This window comes from Salinimicrobium soli (assembly GCF_048323655.1).
In the GTDB taxonomy this organism is placed as follows: Bacteria; Bacteroidota; Bacteroidia; order Flavobacteriales; family Flavobacteriaceae; genus Salinimicrobium; species Salinimicrobium soli.
Genome location: NZ_JBLUWW010000006.1, coordinates 1 through 20,179, shown reverse-complemented (window position 1 = coordinate 20,179; position 20,179 = coordinate 1). Strand labels below are relative to the sequence as shown.

Below are 20,179 nucleotides of genomic sequence, written 5' to 3'. Positions count from 1 at the left end.
TTCTAGAATCTAAAGTGAGAGAATGCTTTGTTCGCTTCAGCCATCTTGTGGGTATCAACCCTCTTCTTCACAGCCGCTCCTTCTTCTTTAGCTGCAGCTAAAACTTCAGCAGCTAACTTTTGGGCCATTGATTTCTCATTACGCTTACGAGCATAACTAATCAACCACTTCATTGCGGTTGATACTTTACGATCTGGTCTAATTTGCATTGGGATTTGAAAAGTAGCACCCCCTACTCTACGGCTACGTACTTCTACGTGCGGCATAACATTAGAAAGAGCATCTTTCCAAAGCTCAAGGGCAGTTTTTTCATCATCCTGTTTCTTTTCTTCTACAATTGCAATAGCATCGTAGAATACTTTAAAGGCAACAGATTTCTTACCATCCCACATCATCATGTTAACAAAACGCGTTACTAACTGATCATTAAATTTTGGATCTGGTAAAAGTGGCCTTTTTTTCGCCTGTCTTTTTCTCATTTCTTTACATTAAAAGTTTTTAATTACTTCTTAGGTCTTTTTGCACCATACTTTGATCGTCTTTGCGTTCTTCCTTCAACACCAGCGGTGTCAAGGGCGCCCCGAACAATATGATACCTAACCCCAGGCAAATCTTTAACTCTTCCGCCTCTAACCAATACTATCGAGTGCTCTTGCAAGTTGTGCCCCTCACCAGGAATGTACGCGTTCACCTCTTTCCCGTTAGTCAATCTTACCCTTGCAACTTTACGCATTGCAGAGTTAGGTTTCTTAGGGGTAGTGGTGTAAACACGTGTACAAACTCCTCGTCTTTGAGGGCACGAATCCAAAGCAGCCGATTTACTCTTCTTGGTAATTGTGGCTCTTCCTTTTCGTACTAATTGTGAAATTGTTGGCATAATTTCTTTTACACTAATTATTTGTTTTAATTATTCCCTTTTTTAAAAGGTCTGCAAAGGTAGAAATAAAACCCAATTATTCAAATCTTAATTCATTAATTTTCAGTTGCCTTTGATTTGAAAAAAAATTAAGCTTTTAAATACATATAATATAGACCTGTAAAATCCCATATTAATTCTTTTTTACACCCTCTCCACATCACTTTACCAAAAACTATCTTTATAAGATAGAGTATCCCCCACACCTCCATTCATTGTTTGAAACAACTCCATTTTCAAAAGCAACCCGTTCAATTAAAAAATGACAATAATCATCTTTTAAAAGAATCACAATACATTCAATCACTTTTCCATATAAAACAATAAAAACGCAATTTTGTTAACAAAACCTTAAAAATTAAAATCAATTAATTAGGTAACTGAAGTTTTAGATGAAAAAAGTTGCCCAGTTAACATTTAATTGCCATTTTTGGCACTGGCTAATTCAAACAAATCATTAAAATGAAAACAAAGTTTAGTAGAATTTTAACGCTCATGCTAGCGTTGATTGTGCAAATCACTTTTGCACAAGACGTAGGAAGGACCATTAGTGGTACCGTCACCGACGCAAATGGAATGCCCCTCCCGGGAGTAAACGTACTCATCAAGGGAACAACAACGGGTGTTCAAACCGATTTTGATGGAAACTATGCGATCGAAGCAACTCGTGGAGACGTACTTGTATTTTCTTATATCGGATTGAAAACAGCAGAATACGGTGTAGGTGACATTACCCGTATTGATGTTGTAATGCAGGAAGATGCAGCACAACTTGAAGAAGTTGTAATTACAGCTGTAGGTATTTCCAGGGATGAAAAGGAACTTGGATACAATGTCCAGACGGTTGGTTCTGAAGAGATCAGCAACAAACCGAATGCCGACATTGTAAACTCCCTTGCCGGTGAAACCTCAGGTGTACAAATTGTAAGTTCTTCTGGTGAAGCAGGAGCATCTACCTTTATTACCATTCGTGGATCTTCCTCTATTACAGGGAACAACCAACCACTTTTCGTAGTAAACGGTATGCCTATCGCCTCAGGTGGTGGTAACAGTGGTGTTGGTGGTGTTAACACTTCCAGCCGTACCATTGATATCAACCCAGACGATATCGAGTCTATGTCTGTACTTAAAGGTGGTGCCGCTACAGCTCTTTACGGAGTGCGTGCAGCAAACGGTGCGATCATCATTACTACTAAAAGCGGTAAGAACCTTACTCAAAGAAGAATTGAATTCCATTCTTCTGTAGCTTTTGATGAAGTATCACAACTACCTGGAAGACAGAAACAATTTGCACAGGGAGTAAATGGCAATTGGGTTAGCGGAAGCGCTTTCTCCTGGGGTCCAAGAATTTCATCTTTAGTTTATGATGGAGATCCGGATTACAAATGGGATCCTAGAGGGCGTCTTGTGCCTGCTGCCACTAACGATGGGCCCGCTGCACAATATTATGATCCTTACGATTTCTTCCAAACCGGTATCACAACCAATAACAGGTTCAGTATTGCCAACGGAACTGAGCAAGGAAATTACTTCTTCTCTCTTTCCAACCTGGATCAGGAAGGTATTATGCCAAATGACACTTACGGAAGAACAACTCTGCGTTTGAATGCATCTACAAGCATTTCTGATGATATGACCCTGGGTGCAGATATGGCCTATACCAACTCAAGAGCAAACAACCTGCAAAAAGGTTCTAACGTTTCCGGTATTATGTTAGGTCTGCTTCGAACCGCATCTACCTTTGATAACAGTGCAGGCTATGAATTCCCTGATGGCACTCAAAGAAACTACCGTAATGGTGGTGGATATGATAACCCATACTGGGTAGCTAATAACATTTCATTTGATGAAGATGTTAACCGTTTCACAGGTAATGTAAACTACAACTGGAACGTAAGTGATTTCTTTAACATCAACTATAACGGTGGTGTTGACTGGTATAACAGAAGGTTCCTTGACCAATTTAAAATTGGATCCAGAGGAGTGCCAACAGGATACCTCGGAGAATATATGGCGTATAGCACAATCGTGAACTCAGATTTGTTGTTCAACTTTGATCATGATTTCACAGATGACTTCAATGCGAAGTTAACATTGGGTAATAACCTTTACAGCACTTTTACAAAAACTCTTTTTGGAGATGCTACAGGACTTGAGATCCCTGACTTTTATCAGTTAAGCAACTCAAGTAATAATACTACCAGCAGTGGTGAAAGCAGTTTCCGAACAATGGCAGTTTTTGCTGATCTGCGTTTATCATACATGGATATGCTTTTCTTAGGACTTACAGGACGTAACGACTGGGCCACTACCATGCCAGAGCAAAATCAGTCTGCTTTCTATCCATCTGTCAGTGCTTCCTTTGTATTCACTGAATTGGATGCGTTAAGAAATAACGACGTACTTACATTCGGTAAAATTCGTGCTTCTGCTGCGCGTACTGCGAACATTGCTCCTCCTTACCAAACCACCAACAACTTTGTGGCTGCGACTATTGGAGACGGGTGGACAACCGGAGTTAACTTCCCATATCAGGGACAAACAGGTTTCCAGTTAAGTACAGGATTGGGTAACCCAGATCTTACTCACGAGAACCAGGAATCCTGGGAAGTAGGTACTGATCTTCGTTTCTTTGACAACAGATTGGGTGTTGACTTTACTTACTTCAAGAACGTTAACACTGACCTTTTAATGGCTGTGCCAATTTCTGCATCTTCTGGGTTTACTTCTGTATTCCTGAACGCGGCAAGTATGGAATCTGAAGGTATTGAAGTAAGCTTAAGAGCTGACCTTATCAATACGGATAAATTCAATTGGAGTGTAGTTGCAAACTACACCGAATTAGATAACGTTGTTACTGAACTTGCAGAAGGAGTAGATAACGTATTCCTTGGAGGTTTTACAGTTCCACAGGTTCGTGCCGTAGTTGGAGCTGAATATCGTAGCATCTTTGGTTTCGACTGGTATCGCGATGAACAAGGTAGAGTTCTTATCAATGATGATCCTACAGACAACTACAGAGATGGTTATCCAATGGCTGACGAAAGAGAAATGGTACCAATTGGAAACTTTAACCCTGATTGGACTGCTAACATTACTAACAACATTAGTTACGGTAATGCATCCCTGTCATTCCTAATTGATATTAAAAAAGGAGGAATGATGTATAATGGAACAGCTTTCGCGATGAATTACTTCGGTGTTCATGAAAGAACTGCAAACAGAGAAGTAACTTATACTGATGCTGGTACTATCGATTTCGAAAATACTCCGGCTGAAAATATTGTTGTTATGGACGGTGTTTACGGTAGAGTTGGTCCTAATGGAGAACCAATTTCAACAGGCGTTGAAAACGTTACTCCTGTAGTTCAAGATCAGGCTTGGTTTACAGGTCAGGGAAGTAACTTTGGAGGTGGACCTTCAGTTGCTGCCATGGAACCAGCTGATTGGGTAAGGCTAAGAAATATTACAATTAGCTACGACTTCCCGAATTTGATTGACGGAGTTGAGAATCTGCAAGTATACGCCACAGGTAGAAACCTTTGGATAGATACTCCATATACAGGAATTGATCCTGAAACCAACTTGGGTGGGGCAACAAACGCACAAGGTATGGACTACTTCAACAGTCCAGGTACCAAGAGCTATCTGTTTGGTGTCAAACTAGCATTTTAATCTAAAAATAAAGAAATAGAATTATGAAAATTAATAAATTCTTTAAAATGAAACAGATAGCAGCCCTCATGTTGCTGCTTGTAATTTCATTATCATCCTGTACCGATGACTGGATCGATAGTGATTTGAACATCGACCCGGATGCTCCTTCCGATGTTCCTATGAACCTACTGCTTCCGGCTATTGAACAGTCAATGGGTTATCTTCTTGGAGGTAATGACGCAGTAAGAACAACCAGTATCTGGATGCAGCAATTCGATGGTACAGCACGTCAGTCCTTTACTGAAGCCAGGTACCAGTTAACTCCTGCAGATGTAAACAACCTTTGGAATTCTGTTTACACCGCTATTTTTATGAACCTTCATGAAATGGTTGAAAAGTCCAAGACACAGGATTCTCCACACTACACCGGTGTAGGTCAGGTACTTCAGGCTTCAACCTTAGGTATAATGACCGACCTTTTCGGAGCTATGCCATTCAGTGAAGCTTTCCAGGGAGCATCAAATGTTCTGAAACCAGCTTATGATGAGCAAGAAGTTCTTTATGATACTATTTTTGCGATGCTGGACGATGCTGTAGTCAACTTAAATGCAGAGGACAACGTTCTTGATGTTGAAGGCGATGTGATATATGACGGTGATATGGACCAATGGACCAAAGCAGCTTATTCCTTTAAAGCACGTGCATATATGCAGCTTGGAAATGTTTTAGGAAATGAGGCTTACACCAAGGCTTTAGAAGCCGCTCAAAACGGTTTTACCTCTACTGATGACAATTTTGTGATCCCATTTGAGGATGCTAACAGAAACCCTATCTTCCAGTTTATGGAGCAAAGGGGAGACATTAGAATGGCGTCAACGTTCGTTGAGCTTTTAACATCTGAAGAAGATCCAAGATTACCATTTTTTGTAGCTGAAGATGCTGACGGTAATTTCGTAGGAAGTGAACCAGGAAGTTCTAATGAAGCTGCATCTGAGCCTGGAGATTACGTTGCAGATGAAGTTGCCGATGTTGTTCTAATGTCTTATGCAGAATTGAAATTCATTGAAGCTGAAGCTTACTTCCGATTGAACCAGTTAGCTGATGCACAAACTGCGCTCGAAGAGGCTGTTGAAGCTTCTATGATTCGAGTAACTGGTTCTGCACAGTCTGATTGGGTGGATAATAATATTGTAGGCGTACCTCTTTCTTTAGAAAGTATACTTCAACAAAAGTATATCAATGGTTTTGGAACCACTCAGCCTTACGCTGACTGGAGAAGAACGGGACTTCCTACTCTTGATCTGGCTGCAGGAGCTGTTCTACAACAGATCCCAACCCGATTCCCTTATCCACAATCGGAGTATGACTATAATTCTGCCAACGTCCCTGCCAATGTTACAATTACGAATAAGCTATGGTGGGATCAATAAAAACATATAAGACAATGAAAAAATATATAACAAAAATTGCACTTTTAGCATTTGTGAGCATTCTCGGTGTTTCTTGTGATTGGGATGAAACCGAATACCAGTCACTGTTGAATGATTATGATCCTAACAGTACGTACTACATCCAATTCAATGATGCAGCACAAGGTTTCGAAACATCTTTTGATGCTAACGGTCAACCTGTGAACGTAGAGACTTCGGTCGCAGTTAAATTAGTTGGTCCTCCACAGTCAGAGGATATAACTGTAAACTTAACCTTAGATCCATCTTCAGATATCACTGAAAGTATGTTTGAGATTGGAACCAAGTCTTTAGTGATTCCTGCTGGTCAAACATCAGCTTCTACAGACTTAACAATCTTTACAGATATGCTACCTGTAGATGAAACCTCTTCATTAGTTATGACTATTGATGCAGGTGCCAATACAGCTACAGCGGGAGATGTTTTAACATACAATGTATTTAGAACACCACCTTGTATTCCAATTCCTGGAGAATATAGAATTGTCATGACCGACTCTTACGGAGATGGTTGGCAAACTACTAATGGTGACGCCGGAGAAGGAATCACTGTTGAAGTTGATGGTGTGAAAATTGCCGAAATTGGACTATGTTCTCCATATGCGGCATCCGCATTTACTTGTACCGATGATTCTTCAGAAGGTGAAACTACTGTTACAATTCCGGAAGGAAGTCTTTTCGCCAAATGGGTTTTCCCTGGAGACTGGTGGGGTGAAATAGGTTATGAGATCTATGATCCTAATGGGGTTCTTGTGGCCTCTGCCAAAGCTGGTGAAGGAGAAGCTGGTACTATTGATGTACAGGCTTGCGTTCAGGAAGAAGCAGCAGAATAATAACAAATAAACCTTTAGGTTAAAAGGCTGTCCTCTAAAAAGGGCAGCCTTTTTTTATTCTCCTCCACTCATTAAAGCATGAATCTGGAAATAAGTGTGTAAATTTCAGATATCAATTTCTTATCTATGATTAATAAACACTCTTTTGCCTGTTGCTTCTGTCTCCTTCTGTTGTTTGGCTGCTCAAATGATGATCTTACGCAACCACCGACTGACACTGGAGGAAACAACGAAGACAACCAGCCTGTAAAAGACCATCTTTTCCTGGTCAATGATGCCGAAAATAACAGAGTTTTTCTCATGGATAAGGAAAAACAAAACGTTTTTGAATGGCAACTACAATCTGGAATAGGAAATGATTGTTTTTTAATGGAAAATGGAAAGCTATTAGCCCTTCTTCAAGCTGAAGATCCAGCAATAGAATTTGGTGGCTATGGGGGCAAGTTACAGATCATAAATCCCGACTTTACAGTCGAATGGGAATATATGCTTTCTACTGAAAGTGAAATAGCACATCATGACATTGAAATGCTGCCTAATGGAAATATTCTGGCCATTGTATGGGCAAGAATAAGTGCACAGGAAGCACAAGAAGCTGGTTTTAAAGAAGGATATGAGATCTTTCCAGAGAAGATCGTTGAGATCGACCCTGGAACTAATGAAAGAGTATGGGAGTGGAATTCCTGGGATCATCTAATCCAGGATTTTGACAGCACAAAAAATAATTTCGGTAGTATTGCTGCTAACCCTTCTAAAATTGACATCAACTATAGTCTTGTTCCCAACGGGGATATAATGCACGCCAACGGAATTGATTATGACCCCAAGAATGATTTAATTTTTCTCAGTGTTAACTTTTTTAGTGAAGTATGGGTAATTGACCATAGCACAACTACCGAAAAAGCCAAAACTTCATCTGGTGGAAATTTCGGGAAAGGTGGTGATCTGGTATACCGATTCGGAAATCCTGAAGCCTATCAAAATACGAACGGAAAAAGGCTCTTTCACAACAACCACCGCCCAAATATTTTTATGGAGAATGGTCAAAATAGGATGCTTATTTTCATGAATGGCAACAATATAGAACAATCTACTGTCTATAAGTTTGACCTGGAAAGCCTAAGGGAATTAGAAGCAATGAAAGATAATGAACCAAATGTACTCTGGGAATTTACTCATCCAGACCTATATTCTCCAAAGGTATCGGGTGCTGAAACCTTGCCAAACGGCAACATCTTAATTACAGTAGGCACTAAAGGAATTTGGGAGGTAACTCCCAAAGCTGAAGTTGTGTGGAAATTCGAGGAAAGAGGATTCTGGTGGAGAACATACCCATATCACAAAGAATCACAGGCAATACGGAATCTTAATATCAACTAAAGTACGCAGGTATTCCAAATTAGAAGTAGTACTTTTGCAGTCAATTCTTTTAAAAAAAGGCTTTTCATGCAAAACCCTGATACCACTACCATTTTTGGCATTCGTGCCGTTATTGAGGCAATACAGAACGAGAAGTCCATAGACAAGGTCTTTATCCAAAAAGGGCTTAGTGGTCATCTCTTTCAGGAATTACAACAACAACTTTCTTCCTCTGACTATAATATTTCTTATGTGCCGGTGGAAAAACTGAACCGCATGGTCAAAGGAAACCACCAGGGAGTGGTTGCCAAAATTTCTCCGGTAGAATTTCAGGAATTAGAAAGTTTAGTCGAGAGTACTTTAAATAAGGAAAAGGCTGCATTTTTTCTTTTACTGGACCAGGTAGATGATGTTCGCAATTTTGGGGCGATCATTCGTACAGCAGAATGTTGTGGAGTTGACGGGATCATTATTCAGAAAAAAGGTGGTGCGCCGGTCACTGCAGATACTGTAAAAACTTCTGCCGGAGCGGTGTTCAATGTCCCTCTTTGCAAGGTAGACCATATCAAAGATGCTGTGTATTACATGCAGGCTTCAGGAATAAAGGTAGTTGCCGCAACCGAGAAGACTGAAGATCTTTTATACACCAAAGATCTTTCACAGCCACTTGCGCTTGTGATGGGAAATGAAGGCAAGGGTATTACCCCTTCCGTACTTAAAAGTGTGGATGAAAAAGCCAAACTACCCCTTCAGGGCACTATAGGTTCTTTAAATGTGTCAGTTGCTTGTGGAGCTTTTCTTTATGAAGTAGTGAGGCAAAGGCTTTAATGCCCCTCCTTCTTATCAGTGGAATTTCCGTTCGCTTTGAAATGATAAATATACTCCTGCTCCTCCCCTTCCGGGTGTTCAATAAAATTCCCGTCTTTATCAAAATGTTTCATAAAAGGATCATCTTCTTCCCGGTAAGTATCCTTTTCCCATTCATATTTTGGAGCCCGTGCGATATTCTTTCTGTATATCAGTGAAAAAACAAATCCGGTAATTAGGCCTGAAAGATGTCCTTCCCAGGATATTTCTGGATCTATAGGGGCTACATACCAAAGCAGGCCGCCATACAGGAACACCACAATAAGGGACAGAGCCACCAACCTGAAATATTTGGAAAAGATGCCTTTGAAGAAAAGAAAAGCTGCCAGCACATAGATAATTCCGCTGGCTCCTATATGATACGCCGGTCTTCCTATTAACCAGGTAAGGATTCCCGATAGCAACATACCCAAAAAAAGGACTTTCCAGCTAATTTTCCTGTAGAAATAAAATAAGGAAAGGGACAGCACAAACAAAGGAATGGTATTGTGAAAAAGATGTTCGATATCACTGTGAACGAACGGGGAAAAGATCACTCCTCTTAAGCCTTCGAGTCTTCTGGGATAAACGCCATAGTTAGTAAAATCTACCCCAAACCTGATCTCAATCCAGAATACTATCCAAATAAGCAGCACAAACAGCAACGGATACCCTATTACGGCAGGGGTAAATACAAACGGCTCTTTAGTTTTCAAAGTTCTACTCATTCTTATTTAATATTACAAAAAAATGGCCATAACTTAATACCTGCCAAAAATGGTTAATCCGGGCCTTTTTAAGATCCGTTAAAATCCAATCCGCTTTTTTGTCAGTAAATCACATCCTTACATCAAATGCTTTTTCACCCCAGAGCGAATTGCTAATTTTACAACATGAACGAACCTTTAGCTGAACGCCTGCGTCCCCGTACCCTGGAAGATTACCTGAGTCAGAATCATTTAGTGGGACCTGAGGCTGCTTTAAGAAAGCAGATCCAGAATGATATTATCCCCAGCATGATCCTATGGGGACCGCCGGGAGTGGGAAAAACTACTCTGGCTAATATTATTGCAGCGGAGTCGGGAAGGCCATTTTATACCCTGAGTGCCATTAGCAGCGGAGTCAAGGATGTCCGCGAAGTAATCGAAAAAGCAAAGAGAAATGACGGCCTTTTCACTACAAAGAATCCTATCTTATTTATTGATGAGATCCATCGCTTCAGCAAGTCGCAACAGGATTCCCTCCTGGGAGCAGTAGAGAAAGGTTGGGTTACTTTAATTGGCGCCACCACTGAAAATCCGAGTTTCGAAGTTATCGCGGCTTTACTTTCCCGCTGCCAGGTTTATGTTCTGAATTCCTTTTCTAAAGAAGACCTGGTCGCCTTACTGGAAAGGGCCATAAAAGAGGACGAAGTCATTGCCCGGAAGAAGGTTGAACTAAAAGAAACTGAGGCACTGCTGAGATTAAGTGGTGGTGATGCAAGAAAGCTTCTGAACATTTTTGAACTGGTAGTAACTTCCGAAGAAAAAGCACCGGTAGTTATAACTAATAAAATGGTGTTGACAAAAGTTCAGCAGAATCCTGCGCGCTATGACAAAACGGGAGAGCAACACTATGACATCATTTCTGCTTTTATTAAGTCTATTCGCGGAAGTGACCCTAATGCGGCTGTCTACTGGCTCGCCCGAATGATAGAAGGCGGTGAGGATGTAAAATTCATCGCGCGGCGTTTGCTGATCCTTGCCAGTGAAGATATTGGAAACGCCAATCCTACCGCGCTCATCTTGGCAAACAATACTTTCCAGGCTGTATCAACCATAGGTCATCCTGAATCCCGGATAATTCTTAGCCAATGTTGTATTTACCTCGCAACCTCCCCAAAAAGCAATGCCTCTTATATGGCCATCAATGAAGCCCAGGCTCTTGTAAGAAAGACCGGGGACCTTCCTGTGCCTCTGGCAATAAGGAACGCACCTACAAAGCTAATGAAGGATCTGGGTTACGGTGAAGATTATAAATACGCCCACAATTACGAAGGGAATTTCGCAGCTGCCGAATTTCTTCCCAAAGAGGTGTCAAACACTACCTTCTTTAAACCCGGTTCAAATCAAAGAGAACAGGCTCAGAGAGAATTTCTGAAGAAACGGTGGAAGGGAAAATACGGTTATTGATCGACAGCGCGATAGACCAGTCTCAGTAATTGGCCGGTTGAGTCATTCAGAAATTCGACCACTAAATTATTATCAGTATCAAAAAAGGCAGTCCCCTGCACATTTTCTGAGGAGTACAGGTAAGTACCTTCTCCACTGGTTTTTAGCAATTTCGCAAATCTTTTAGACTCATTTGCTTTAAAAAGATCAAAACCAACCGCCGTTTTTCGCAACTCATAGGTGTCGGTTCCATTAGTGAAGCTTCGGAAGGATCCTGTTTTATCAGAAACTTTTTCATCTTTAACTTTGATTTCTGTTTCCTCAATTTCTTTAGCAGTGACTATTGGGTCAACAATAACTTCGGGCACCTTCTCCAAATTCTCCTTTGGTCTAACTTCGGAAGCTTTCTCTTTTTTATCATTGGAAGAATCTTCATACCTGTAATTAACTTCTTTTAAAGACTCGAATGCCACCCTGATCGCTTCCTGATAACTGTCTTTATAATCCTTGCGCTTACTAACACCTGTATCTGACTTAAAAACTTCTTTAGCCTCGCAATCTTCAAGAGTAAAATAAACTTTTACTCTAAATAGGTTAGATTCGTTATATACCTTTATGGAAAGCAGATCACATGGCTCCAAAGCCACCGGCAGCTCTTCCTTGTACAAAGCTTCGAATCCATATTTCTCTAGCAAGAAGGCAGTCAAAGCGTTCAGCTGATATCTATCGGGTTCATCAAAAAATTCAAATTTTTCCGGAACCTGAACGTATTTATAGGTATTCAGCTCCTGGGCCTCAACATTAGTGACAATGAACAGAAACAGGATTATTGATAAAATGGAAGTTCTCATTCTCTATTAAAAATTAATTGCATCCCAAACTGCACTGAAGCATTCCGTGCCTTCGCAAGGTTGGTATAATCCAAGAGATTATCTGCAGCAAGGTAAACATTAAAGTTATAAATCTTTCCGGAAAGAAGAAGACCGATATTTGAAAAAGAAAAAGAATCGGCCGTATAGGTGACCTTCCCTCTAAAATTATCTGAAAAGGATTTGTCAAATGATAAGGTTGTGGCATAGTTAATTCCGCGAGGTCTTTTCATAGCAAAGAACTGCAAACCCAAATGGTTATAGTATCGTCTTCTTCCCATTGGTTTATGACAGTTACAGGGTTCTGTATTCTCGCTGAAACCATAATCAACAGAAGCATTTACTTTTATGGGTCGCCAGGTTATGTAAGAGTTTGTAAGGGTTTCATCCTTTAAATGTCTATCGAGATCATCTTCCCACTCGTCCCAGTAAGAAGGGGAATTCCCGCCCGGGAAAAGTAGTTCTATTCCATCAGTCTGGTAGGTTCCATAATACCTGTAATTTTCCACATTTTTGGAATTGTGAACGAACCCTATATCAAGTATGCTTCCGGTCACCCTATATTGATCACTCCAGTAATAGGTGAACCCCATGTCAAATCCCAATCCTAAATTCCCTCCAAAAAAAGCTCTTTGACCTAACTCTTCCATGGTCTTTAAACCCGTCACATTTTCCGAATCTATCAAATTTGCCCAGCCCGCTGTCTGGACCAGCACATCAAGTCTGCTCATGTAGTGTCTGTAGACGTTTGGATTGGCTGGATTACGAACTGTTGTAAAGGATCCTCTATTATTCAGACTGTTGGCATTAAATACTCCGGAATAGATCTTTCCCCTAAACCCATAATTGAAGTCTTCAGAATAGTAATTTGTAAAACCAATATGGAAAACATTCAATACTTCCGCTGTAAAGGCAGCATCTGAAAAATGAAAGGTTTTACCGATGTAGTTCTTATTCCCCTCATAAGCTAATACGGCCAGATCTTTAGGAAAATAAGCAAAAGCATCCAGCTCCTGGTATATTCCCGCGGTATAATACCTCCTCTTTTGATCGCGCCATCCCAGAAAAAGTAACTCCAACTGCTGGTTAGCCACAAAAAAATCACGATTAGACATGCTCCTTATTGCCTCCCTGATCCTGGTATTAATAGTTCCGGAACCTGTTTGAAAAATATCGTAGAAGCTCACTCCCGAAGAACCTCCTGAGACATGAACCTGGGACAATAAAGGAAATCCCACGTGCATATCGAAACTGGTTTCCGCTCCCGGATTGTTCATCAGGCTTTGGGGCAGATCATCAAAGTTGTAGAGAAGCTGCTTGTTCTGCCCAAAAAGACTGAAACCTGAAAGCACACATAAAAGGATCAGTAACAGTCTTATCATTTGAACTCAAACTTATAAAAGGCTTTAGATTCCAGGCGAAGTGCGCCCTCAATAGGTTCTGAATTGGGTTGCATCTCCACTTCCACTACCAGCTTGATTGATCTTTTAATGTCATTGATCCTGGAGGCGGGAACGAGTTCTGTATAATTAACTACAGTTGGGGTACCGGGCTGCCCGGGCGGAACTTCGACAGGAAATTGATACCGCACCGAGTTATTAGTAGCGAGTAACTTTACGGTAACCGAAAAAGCCTGCGGAAAGGTGTTATAGAAGATAAAGTTGAAATTGGCACCTACCAATCCATCCTGAATATAATCATCATCCAAAAATTCAAGTCTTACTTCGTCTTTCGCAGTTTGAACCTGTCCTGAGGAATTAAGAAAATTTTCCGCAGAAAGGGTAAAATAAACAAGGTCAAGAGCAGCTGTAGGCGGAATGACGATCTCCTGGTATTGGTCAATATCTACATCTTTGACACAAGATTGCATCACCAGGAAAAGCAAAAAACAGGTCTTTCTTAAATGAGCAAAATTGTGCATTAATGAGACTTTGGATACCAAACGAAGCTAACATTTTTTTATTGCTAAAGAAAATTCACCAATTCTTTCATCTCCATAACCTGATGACAATCAGCAGAAAACTCTTTTTTGGAATAGTTATAGAAAATGGCGGCCATCCCTATTTCTTTAGCTCCTAAAATATCAGCCTCCCAACTGTCGCCAATCATAATACTCTCCTCGATCTGTGCAGCGGCTTTATTCAGAGCGGCCTGAAAGATTTCTTTTCCCGGCTTTTTTACTCCAACTTCTTCCGAAGTGGTCACTGTAGTAAAAAACCTGTCAATCCCGGAACTTTCCATTTTTCGCGATTGCACTTCACTAAATCCATTGGTAATAATGTGAAGCTTGTAATTAGGATGAAGATATTCTAGTATCTCAGTAGCACCTTCGAGCAAATGATTATAAAGTGGTAAATGGTCAATATAATCGACAGAAAGTCGATCAATTTCTTCATCTGAAACTGTCATTTTTAAAGCATCAAAAGTTTCTTTTAAACGACCATACCGTAGGTCACTTTTGCTCACTTTATCCTCCCTGTACAATTTCCAGTAATTAAAATTTATTGGTTCATACACTTCGAGAAAGTCCTGAAGCGCCACCTCAATCCTGTTCTTTTCAAAAATAGAGGCAAAAGCAAGCCCGGAATTTTTTTCAAAATCCCAAAGAGTATGATCCAGATCGAAAAAGACGTGTTGTATGTTAGTAAACTTCATTGATCTTTCTTAAAGTTGAAAAATTACGTTTAGAATTAGCGTATTCTGAGAAATCGACATTGGTAAAAACCGAGATCAGATGTCCCTCTACAAGTTTGATCTGTCGTTTTAATTCCAGAACCTTAAATTCAATTTCAGTTTCCTTTAATTTATGAAATGCCTGCGCGTTAATGGCGTATGGATGTATTACCAGCGGAGTGGTGATCTCAAAATTTATATCATAAAACAGAAATGGTGTACAGGTACCGGCACGAAAACCAAGTGCTTCAGGGTACCCCATGGAGTAATCATTCTGAAATTCCAGTTCCACCATGTGATTATAAGTATCCGGAAGTAAAAGATTGTATTTACTGTTAAGGGCGCTCAATACCGGTCTCTTCAGGATATACTCGAGTCGGGTTTTTTCTTCTTTGAGCACTTCGAGTCTATGATTGGCATAATAGCCAGGTTGCAGACCCACTTCGGCATAATCAGCTACCGATTTTATGAGACTGTGAAATTCCAACCTGTTATAATTGACGTTTCTGTCCTGAGCTGAAAAGTCGCTGACCTGAAACATAAATTTCATTGACACTCCTCGCTTCTTCAAAAACCTGATCAACTTCTTGTAAACTTCATAAGGATCTTTCTTAGCCTTCAGCATTACCTGCACCCGGTGCAGCACATATTTAGGCTTAAGCTGAACAATATCCAGCAGTAGACCCAAAAACCCTCTTACAATTCCCTTTTTCTTGTAGCGATATGCTTCGGTGACAGATATGATATTGTGGATCTGCATTTCTCTCTTCGGAAAATTATAGTTCGGAAACCTCTTTTTTAGAACCTCCTGGAACTTAAATGCCCAAATATCAACTACAGGAAGATCTAAAAATTCTTCCTGAAATGCCAGACTTTCCGAAGCCTGAAAGCGCCCCTCCTCATCCTTCACATGCGGCAGATACTCTTCATATCTACTCAAAAGGAAAAAAGTAGCAGCAAAAATGTCAAATGGAAGGGCGCTGTTTTCCGAAACCGCAAAAAAACAAGGCACATCTTCCCATTTTTGAACCTTTATCTCGACATCGGTCAAACCCTGCTCCAATAACAGATCAACATTTTGGATAAAGACCTCATTGGCCAGACTTTGCTTTCCATAAGACAGCTTCATCCCTTCATGCGCAACAAACTCCTCTATCTTAGAAGTAAAACCCACCGGAATTCCCAAAATATTAGTACAAACATTTTTGAAGGAATAGGTTATTCGGGAAGTAATCTTTTGAGTATAGATCAACAACATACAGAAACAGGGTTAAAGCAGGCCTTCATCGGCGAAGCTGAAATATGAATTTTCAGTTACAATAATGTGGTCCAGTATTTTAATATCCAAACTTTCGCCCGCAGTTTTCAATTTCTGCGTTAGCTGTTTGTCACTGCTGCTAGGATTCAAGTTACCGGACGGATGGTTATGAGAAAGGATAATTGAAACAGCTCCAACCTCTAAAGCCTTTTTTAGCGCAAGGCGAACATCAACCAGCGTACCGGTAATTCCGCCTATACTTAACTGAAATCGATCAATGACTTTATTGGCATTATTGAGATAAATGATCCAGAATTCCTCGTGAGGCAGCTCCCCGATTAGAGGCTGCATCAGTTCAAAAACTGAGGAACTGGAGGTGATCTTTTTCTTTTCAAGTGCTTCTTCAGTGCGGCGTCTCCTGCCAAGTTCAAGAGCAGCGACAATTGTCACTGCTTTCGCCTCCCCAATTCCCTTCGATTCCATCAACTGCTTAACAGTAAATTTTCCCAATTCATTGAGACTGTTTCCGGCCTGAGAAAGTATCTTTTTACAGAGATCTACTGCACTTTGTTTTGGACTACCAGTGCCAATCAGGATTGCCAGAAGTTCAGCATCGCTAAGGGAAGTACGGCCCTTTTGAAGGAGCTTTTCCCTGGGCCGGTCATCAGCTGCCCAATGTTTGATCGAAAAAAAGCCTTCCTCCTTGTTGTCCATTCATTAAAGATAGCAAAATGAGGTAAAATTAAAGGATTACCTCATATCCATTCTTTTATTTCTTCAAAGTCCAGGCCACCGTAATTCCCACTACTCATCAAAAGCAGAGCGGTGTTATTATAATCCTGTTCTTTTAGAAAAATTTTGAATTCTGAAGGTTGGGTGAATACAATGAGATCATCTCTGCCAAAGGCATTAAAGATCTGCTCTTTTGAAATTGGATCAAGCTTTTTGTTTTCAACGGCTTCCGGTGAAAAGAATACGACCGGCACATCAACCGCATCAAGCGTTCCTTTATATTCCTTTAAAAATTCTTTGTTCAGGCTGCTGAAGGTATGTAGCTCCAGACAGGCCAAAAATTCCTTTTCCGGATACTGTTGCCTCACAGCTCCTGCTGTTGCCTGCACCTTGGAAGGACTATGTGCAAAATCTTTAAATACTACTGTGTTTTCAGTTTCTGCGATCTTTTCCAGCCTTTTTGAAGCCCCTTTAAACGAACTTATTGCTTCATAGAAATCATCTTCATCAATACCCATGTGCTGACAGATCCATTTAGCTCCGCTCAAATTCTGAAGATTATGTTCCCCAAAAATTTCAACCGGCATCTCTCCTTCTGGTGTCTCTAAAAGAGTTTTTCCATTTTCCATCCTATAAGCAGGGGTATGATATGGATGTTTTCTTATTGTATTGGTGGTTTCAGCTACCAACTCCCGAATTATTTCGTCTTCTTCATTATAGACCAGAATTCCTCCCTTAACAATAGAATCAATGAAAATCCTGAATTGCTCTTTATAAGTTTCAAAGGTTGGAAAGACATTAATATGATCCCAGGCAATACCACTTAAAAGGGCAATATTGGGCTGATATAGATGAAACTTTGGCCTTGGATCCATAGGTGATGACAGGTATTCATCTCCCTCGAGTACTATAAAATCATTCTCTTCTGTCAGGTGGACCATCGTGTCAAATCCCTCCAATTGGGCACCCACCATATAATCAACCGGTTTTTGATGATATTGCAAAACATGCAACACCATAGAAGTAATAGTGGTTTTGCCATGGGAGCCACCAATTACCACCCGGGTCTTTTCTTTAGATTGTTCAAAAAGAAACTCCGGATAAGAATAGATCTTTAGTCCTAATTCCCGTGCCTTCACTAACTCCGGATTGTCCTTACGGGCATGCATTCCAAGAATTACGGCATCCAGTTCAGGACCTATTTTTTCAGGGAACCAGCCGTAGGCTTCAGGCAGCAGATGATGTTTTTCCAGGCGTGAGCGGGAAGGTTCGTAGATCATATCGTCACTACCAGAAATAGTATAACCCTTATGATGTAAAGCCAAAGCAAGGTTGTGCATCGCACTTCCTCCAATAGCTATAAAATGTATTCTCATGTATGTGAATTTGAGGTAAAGGTAAATCTTAGAAAAAAGAGAAAAAAGCCCGACAACGATAATTCTCGGTTTAATGGGCACAAAAAGGCCTATCCTAATTGTCTTTTGAAAGGCATATCGAGATATTTGCTTCAAAAAAGCTTAAAAAAGATTCAGTCAAAAGAAAGATTTTTGCCAAATCTGACGGATAAAAAGTTATTTTAACTAATAATGTGTAAAAAAATTCCTAACAATTTTTTATTAATAAAAAAATTGTATTTTTAACCACCCCTACCTCAATAAGATAGCAGGAAATCTCTCCTGATCACTTAAACCCTTGTGTTAACAGGAGATTAAGTAAATTTTTGAATCTTTACTTTATATTTGAACCGTAAATAACATAATGAAAATTGATTTAATCTAATATTTCGAGCCTATGCAGAATTTTACTCTAGGTAAAAAAGGAATCATGTACTTCTTTTTTGCCTTCCTTTTAATGAACGGAACCTACTCGTATGGACAAAGCTGTCCGGTAGCAGATCCTTTACAGTATTTCTGTGATTCACAGGAAGCTGAAATCGCAGATCTTGTTGTTTCCGGAACAAACGTGCAGTGGTATTCTTCACAAACCGCTACCACTCCGTTATCGATGACCCAATTCCTGGTGAATGGAACCACTTATTATGCTGGAACAGACGGCTCGTGTGAAAATAATAGAGCTCCTGTTACAGTTAGTATTGCCAGTCAGCCAGAGATTTTAGGTATTAGATCATCTTCAGCAACACCTACTGCTGCCAATAAGCAATCATTGACAATAATTGGTATTTGTGTAGCTGATATTAACAATCCTGGTTTAACAGTGGGAGATCTGCGAACTAATGCCGCAGATGAAGATGCTGTAAGATGGTATTACAACCGTACAGATACCACTCCAATTCCGAAGGATACTGAATTGATGAACAATACTGACTATTACGCAAGTATTGTGTCCGCAGATGGAAATTGTGAGACCAACAGGAGAAAGACAACAGTACAATTCTTTTCTGAACCTGCTCCAACCGGAAATCCAAATCAGGAATTTTGTGCAATTAACAATCCTACTTTATCAAATATCGTTGCCAGTGGGCAAAACCGATATTTCAGCACTGCAAACTCTGAAACAGAACTAAGTCCTAACACACCTCTTGTGAGTGGAAGAACTTACTATCTTACCGCAGTTGGAGAAAATTGTGAGAGTATTGACAGGTTAGCAGTAACGGTCACTGTTACTCCAGCAATTTCTTTGGAAGAAATTTATGTTCCAGTTTGCTCTTCTGAAATCGACAATCCCACTTTAAGTGGTTTCCAAACTTATTATCAAAACTTATTAGATTCAAATTCTGTTCCTCCTGGTGGTTCATTTTCGCCACCCTTGGAAGACCTATACAACCAGTACAAAAATAATCCTATTGGTATTTTCACAACAAAATACTCCAATCCTAGTAGCTGTATTGAACCTGTTGACGTGTCAGTTGAGGTCATTCAATCCCAAACTGCTGAAGCTGGAACTATTGCAGATAGAACTATTAGTGAAACTAGCCCCGTAATTGTACTTGATGAATCGGTCTTAAGTAGTGATGCTATGACAGGAGGTACGTTTTCCGCTGATCCAGACGTACTCAATGCTGATGGAAATTTTGACCCTTCACTTGTAGGACCTGGAGTATACCCGATCACCTATACCATAGTAGGAACCGGATGTGTAACTGAACAAGACTCCGTTACTTTTAATATTACTGTTACAGAAGAAGTGCAGGAACCAAATCAAATTTATATCCCACTTTGTTCTGCAGACATTAATAATCCAAACCTTAATGGGTTCAGGAGTTATTTCAATGCACAGGTAAGCAACGAAACTGATCTCCCATTAGGAGGTACATATAATCCGACTATCCAGGAACTGCTCAGCCAATATCAGAATCAGCCAATTGGAACCCTTACAACTACATATACCGTAACAACCACAAGCGGTGAAGAATCAGTTGTAATTTCTGTAGAGGTTATTCAATCCCAAACTGCTGAA

At 40.3% G+C, this 20,179-nt stretch carries 17 protein-coding genes; 7 read left to right on the top strand and 10 right to left on the bottom strand.

Going from position 1 to position 20,179, the window contains the following annotated elements:
• Window positions 1–2 precede the first annotated feature (2 nt).
• Both rpsG and rpsL read right to left on the bottom strand, forming a co-directional pair.
• Window positions 3–479, bottom strand: a complete 477-nt coding sequence (gene rpsG, locus ACNORC_RS13660; RefSeq protein ID WP_418336229.1) for a 30S ribosomal protein S7 — start codon at window positions 477–479, stop codon at window positions 3–5.
• Between the two features lie 23 nt (window positions 480–502).
• Window positions 503–877 (bottom strand): 30S ribosomal protein S12, encoded by a 375-nt coding sequence (gene rpsL / locus ACNORC_RS13655; RefSeq protein ID WP_418336228.1) that lies wholly within the window; start codon window positions 875–877, stop codon window positions 503–505.
• Between the two features lie 534 nt (window positions 878–1,411).
• Here rpsL and ACNORC_RS13650 point away from each other — a divergent pair.
• From ACNORC_RS13650 to rlmB, 5 genes are all read left to right on the top strand, one after another.
• Window positions 1,412–4,591, top strand: a complete 3,180-nt coding sequence (locus ACNORC_RS13650; protein WP_418336227.1) for a SusC/RagA family TonB-linked outer membrane protein — start codon at window positions 1,412–1,414, stop codon at window positions 4,589–4,591.
• A 47-nt stretch (window positions 4,592–4,638) separates the two neighbouring features.
• Window positions 4,639–6,003: a SusD/RagB family nutrient-binding outer membrane lipoprotein gene (locus tag ACNORC_RS13645; protein ID WP_418336226.1), complete on the top strand. Its 1,365-nt coding sequence runs from the start codon at window positions 4,639–4,641 to the stop codon at window positions 6,001–6,003.
• 14 nt (window positions 6,004–6,017) lie between these two features.
• Window positions 6,018–6,875 (top strand): hypothetical protein, encoded by an 858-nt coding sequence (locus ACNORC_RS13640; RefSeq protein WP_418336225.1) that lies wholly within the window; start codon window positions 6,018–6,020, stop codon window positions 6,873–6,875.
• A 126-nt stretch (window positions 6,876–7,001) separates the two neighbouring features.
• Window positions 7,002–8,255, top strand: coding sequence for an aryl-sulfate sulfotransferase (locus ACNORC_RS13635; RefSeq protein WP_418336224.1), 1,254 nt, complete (start codon window positions 7,002–7,004; stop codon window positions 8,253–8,255).
• Between the two features lie 66 nt (window positions 8,256–8,321).
• Window positions 8,322–9,062 carry a 23S rRNA (guanosine(2251)-2'-O)-methyltransferase RlmB gene (rlmB, locus tag ACNORC_RS13630; RefSeq protein ID WP_418336223.1) on the top strand — a complete coding sequence of 247 codons (741 nt, stop codon included), beginning with the start codon at window positions 8,322–8,324 and terminating at the stop codon, window positions 9,060–9,062.
• Here rlmB and ACNORC_RS13625 read toward each other — a convergent pair.
• Window positions 9,059–9,808, bottom strand: coding sequence for a rhomboid family intramembrane serine protease (locus ACNORC_RS13625; RefSeq protein ID WP_418336222.1), 750 nt, complete (start codon window positions 9,806–9,808; stop codon window positions 9,059–9,061). The two genes, rlmB and ACNORC_RS13625, sit on opposite strands and share 4 nt — an antisense overlap.
• Window positions 9,809–9,973: 165 nt before the next feature.
• Between ACNORC_RS13625 and ACNORC_RS13620 the strand changes: the two genes are divergently transcribed.
• A complete protein-coding gene (locus ACNORC_RS13620) occupies window positions 9,974–11,251 on the top strand; it encodes a replication-associated recombination protein A (RefSeq protein ID WP_418336221.1) in 1,278 nt (425 codons plus the stop codon).
• On the opposite strand, the gene ACNORC_RS13615 is transcribed toward ACNORC_RS13620, so the two are convergent.
• From ACNORC_RS13615 to ACNORC_RS13585, 7 genes are read right to left on the bottom strand one after another with little or no spacing between them, the layout of a single operon-like run.
• Window positions 11,245–12,081 carry a hypothetical protein gene (locus ACNORC_RS13615; RefSeq protein ID WP_418336220.1) on the bottom strand — a complete coding sequence of 279 codons (837 nt, stop codon included), beginning with the start codon at window positions 12,079–12,081 and terminating at the stop codon, window positions 11,245–11,247. The two genes, ACNORC_RS13620 and ACNORC_RS13615, sit on opposite strands and share 7 nt — an antisense overlap.
• Window positions 12,078–13,481: a DUF5723 family protein gene (locus ACNORC_RS13610; protein ID WP_418336219.1), complete on the bottom strand. Its 1,404-nt coding sequence runs from the start codon at window positions 13,479–13,481 to the stop codon at window positions 12,078–12,080. Before ACNORC_RS13610 ends, ACNORC_RS13615 begins: the two co-directional genes overlap by 4 nt.
• Window positions 13,478–14,020, bottom strand: a complete 543-nt coding sequence (locus ACNORC_RS13605) for a hypothetical protein (RefSeq protein ID WP_418336218.1) — start codon at window positions 14,018–14,020, stop codon at window positions 13,478–13,480. The genes ACNORC_RS13610 and ACNORC_RS13605 overlap by 4 nt, the downstream gene beginning before the upstream one ends.
• Window positions 14,021–14,064: 44 nt before the next feature.
• The gene (locus ACNORC_RS13600) at window positions 14,065–14,754 is read right to left on the bottom strand and encodes a YjjG family noncanonical pyrimidine nucleotidase (protein ID WP_418336217.1); all 690 of its coding nucleotides are present in this window, start codon (window positions 14,752–14,754) and stop codon (window positions 14,065–14,067) included.
• Entirely contained in the window at window positions 14,741–16,030 is a 1,290-nt protein-coding gene (locus ACNORC_RS13595) for a polysaccharide deacetylase family protein (RefSeq protein WP_418336216.1), read from the bottom strand. Before ACNORC_RS13595 ends, ACNORC_RS13600 begins: the two co-directional genes overlap by 14 nt.
• Window positions 16,031–16,042: 12 nt before the next feature.
• Window positions 16,043–16,744 carry a RadC family protein gene (radC, locus tag ACNORC_RS13590; protein ID WP_418336215.1) on the bottom strand — a complete coding sequence of 234 codons (702 nt, stop codon included), beginning with the start codon at window positions 16,742–16,744 and terminating at the stop codon, window positions 16,043–16,045.
• A gap of 41 nt (window positions 16,745–16,785) precedes the next feature.
• A complete protein-coding gene (locus tag ACNORC_RS13585) occupies window positions 16,786–18,138 on the bottom strand; it encodes a UDP-N-acetylmuramate--L-alanine ligase (RefSeq protein ID WP_418336214.1) in 1,353 nt (450 codons plus the stop codon).
• 415 nt (window positions 18,139–18,553) lie between these two features.
• Between ACNORC_RS13585 and ACNORC_RS13580 the strand changes: the two genes are divergently transcribed.
• Window positions 18,554–20,179: immunoglobulin domain-containing protein (locus tag ACNORC_RS13580; protein ID WP_418336213.1), on the top strand; the 1,626-nt coding region annotated here is incomplete at its 3' end.

What these genes read in the sequence shown, in the direction of transcription:
- rpsG (WP_418336229.1), bottom strand. Translation starts at nt 479, where the DNA reads ATGAGAAAAAGACAGGCGAAAAAAAGGCCACTTTTACCAGATCCAAAA.
- rpsL (WP_418336228.1), bottom strand. Translation starts at nt 877, where the DNA reads ATGCCAACAATTTCACAATTAGTACGAAAAGGAAGAGCCACAATTACC.
- ACNORC_RS13650 (WP_418336227.1), top strand. Translation starts at nt 1,412, where the DNA reads ATGCTAGCGTTGATTGTGCAAATCACTTTTGCACAAGACGTAGGAAGG.
- ACNORC_RS13645 (WP_418336226.1), top strand. Translation starts at nt 4,639, where the DNA reads ATGAAACAGATAGCAGCCCTCATGTTGCTGCTTGTAATTTCATTATCA.
- ACNORC_RS13640 (WP_418336225.1), top strand. Translation starts at nt 6,018, where the DNA reads ATGAAAAAATATATAACAAAAATTGCACTTTTAGCATTTGTGAGCATT.
- ACNORC_RS13635 (WP_418336224.1), top strand. Translation starts at nt 7,002, where the DNA reads ATGATTAATAAACACTCTTTTGCCTGTTGCTTCTGTCTCCTTCTGTTG.
- rlmB (WP_418336223.1), top strand. Translation starts at nt 8,322, where the DNA reads ATGCAAAACCCTGATACCACTACCATTTTTGGCATTCGTGCCGTTATT.
- ACNORC_RS13625 (WP_418336222.1), bottom strand. Translation starts at nt 9,808, where the DNA reads ATGAGTAGAACTTTGAAAACTAAAGAGCCGTTTGTATTTACCCCTGCC.
- ACNORC_RS13620 (WP_418336221.1), top strand. Translation starts at nt 9,974, where the DNA reads ATGAACGAACCTTTAGCTGAACGCCTGCGTCCCCGTACCCTGGAAGAT.
- ACNORC_RS13615 (WP_418336220.1), bottom strand. Translation starts at nt 12,081, where the DNA reads ATGAGAACTTCCATTTTATCAATAATCCTGTTTCTGTTCATTGTCACT.
- ACNORC_RS13610 (WP_418336219.1), bottom strand. Translation starts at nt 13,481, where the DNA reads ATGATAAGACTGTTACTGATCCTTTTATGTGTGCTTTCAGGTTTCAGT.
- ACNORC_RS13605 (WP_418336218.1), bottom strand. Translation starts at nt 14,020, where the DNA reads ATGCACAATTTTGCTCATTTAAGAAAGACCTGTTTTTTGCTTTTCCTG.
- ACNORC_RS13600 (WP_418336217.1), bottom strand. Translation starts at nt 14,754, where the DNA reads ATGAAGTTTACTAACATACAACACGTCTTTTTCGATCTGGATCATACT.
- ACNORC_RS13595 (WP_418336216.1), bottom strand. Translation starts at nt 16,030, where the DNA reads ATGTTGTTGATCTATACTCAAAAGATTACTTCCCGAATAACCTATTCC.
- radC (WP_418336215.1), bottom strand. Translation starts at nt 16,744, where the DNA reads ATGGACAACAAGGAGGAAGGCTTTTTTTCGATCAAACATTGGGCAGCT.
- ACNORC_RS13585 (WP_418336214.1), bottom strand. Translation starts at nt 18,138, where the DNA reads ATGAGAATACATTTTATAGCTATTGGAGGAAGTGCGATGCACAACCTT.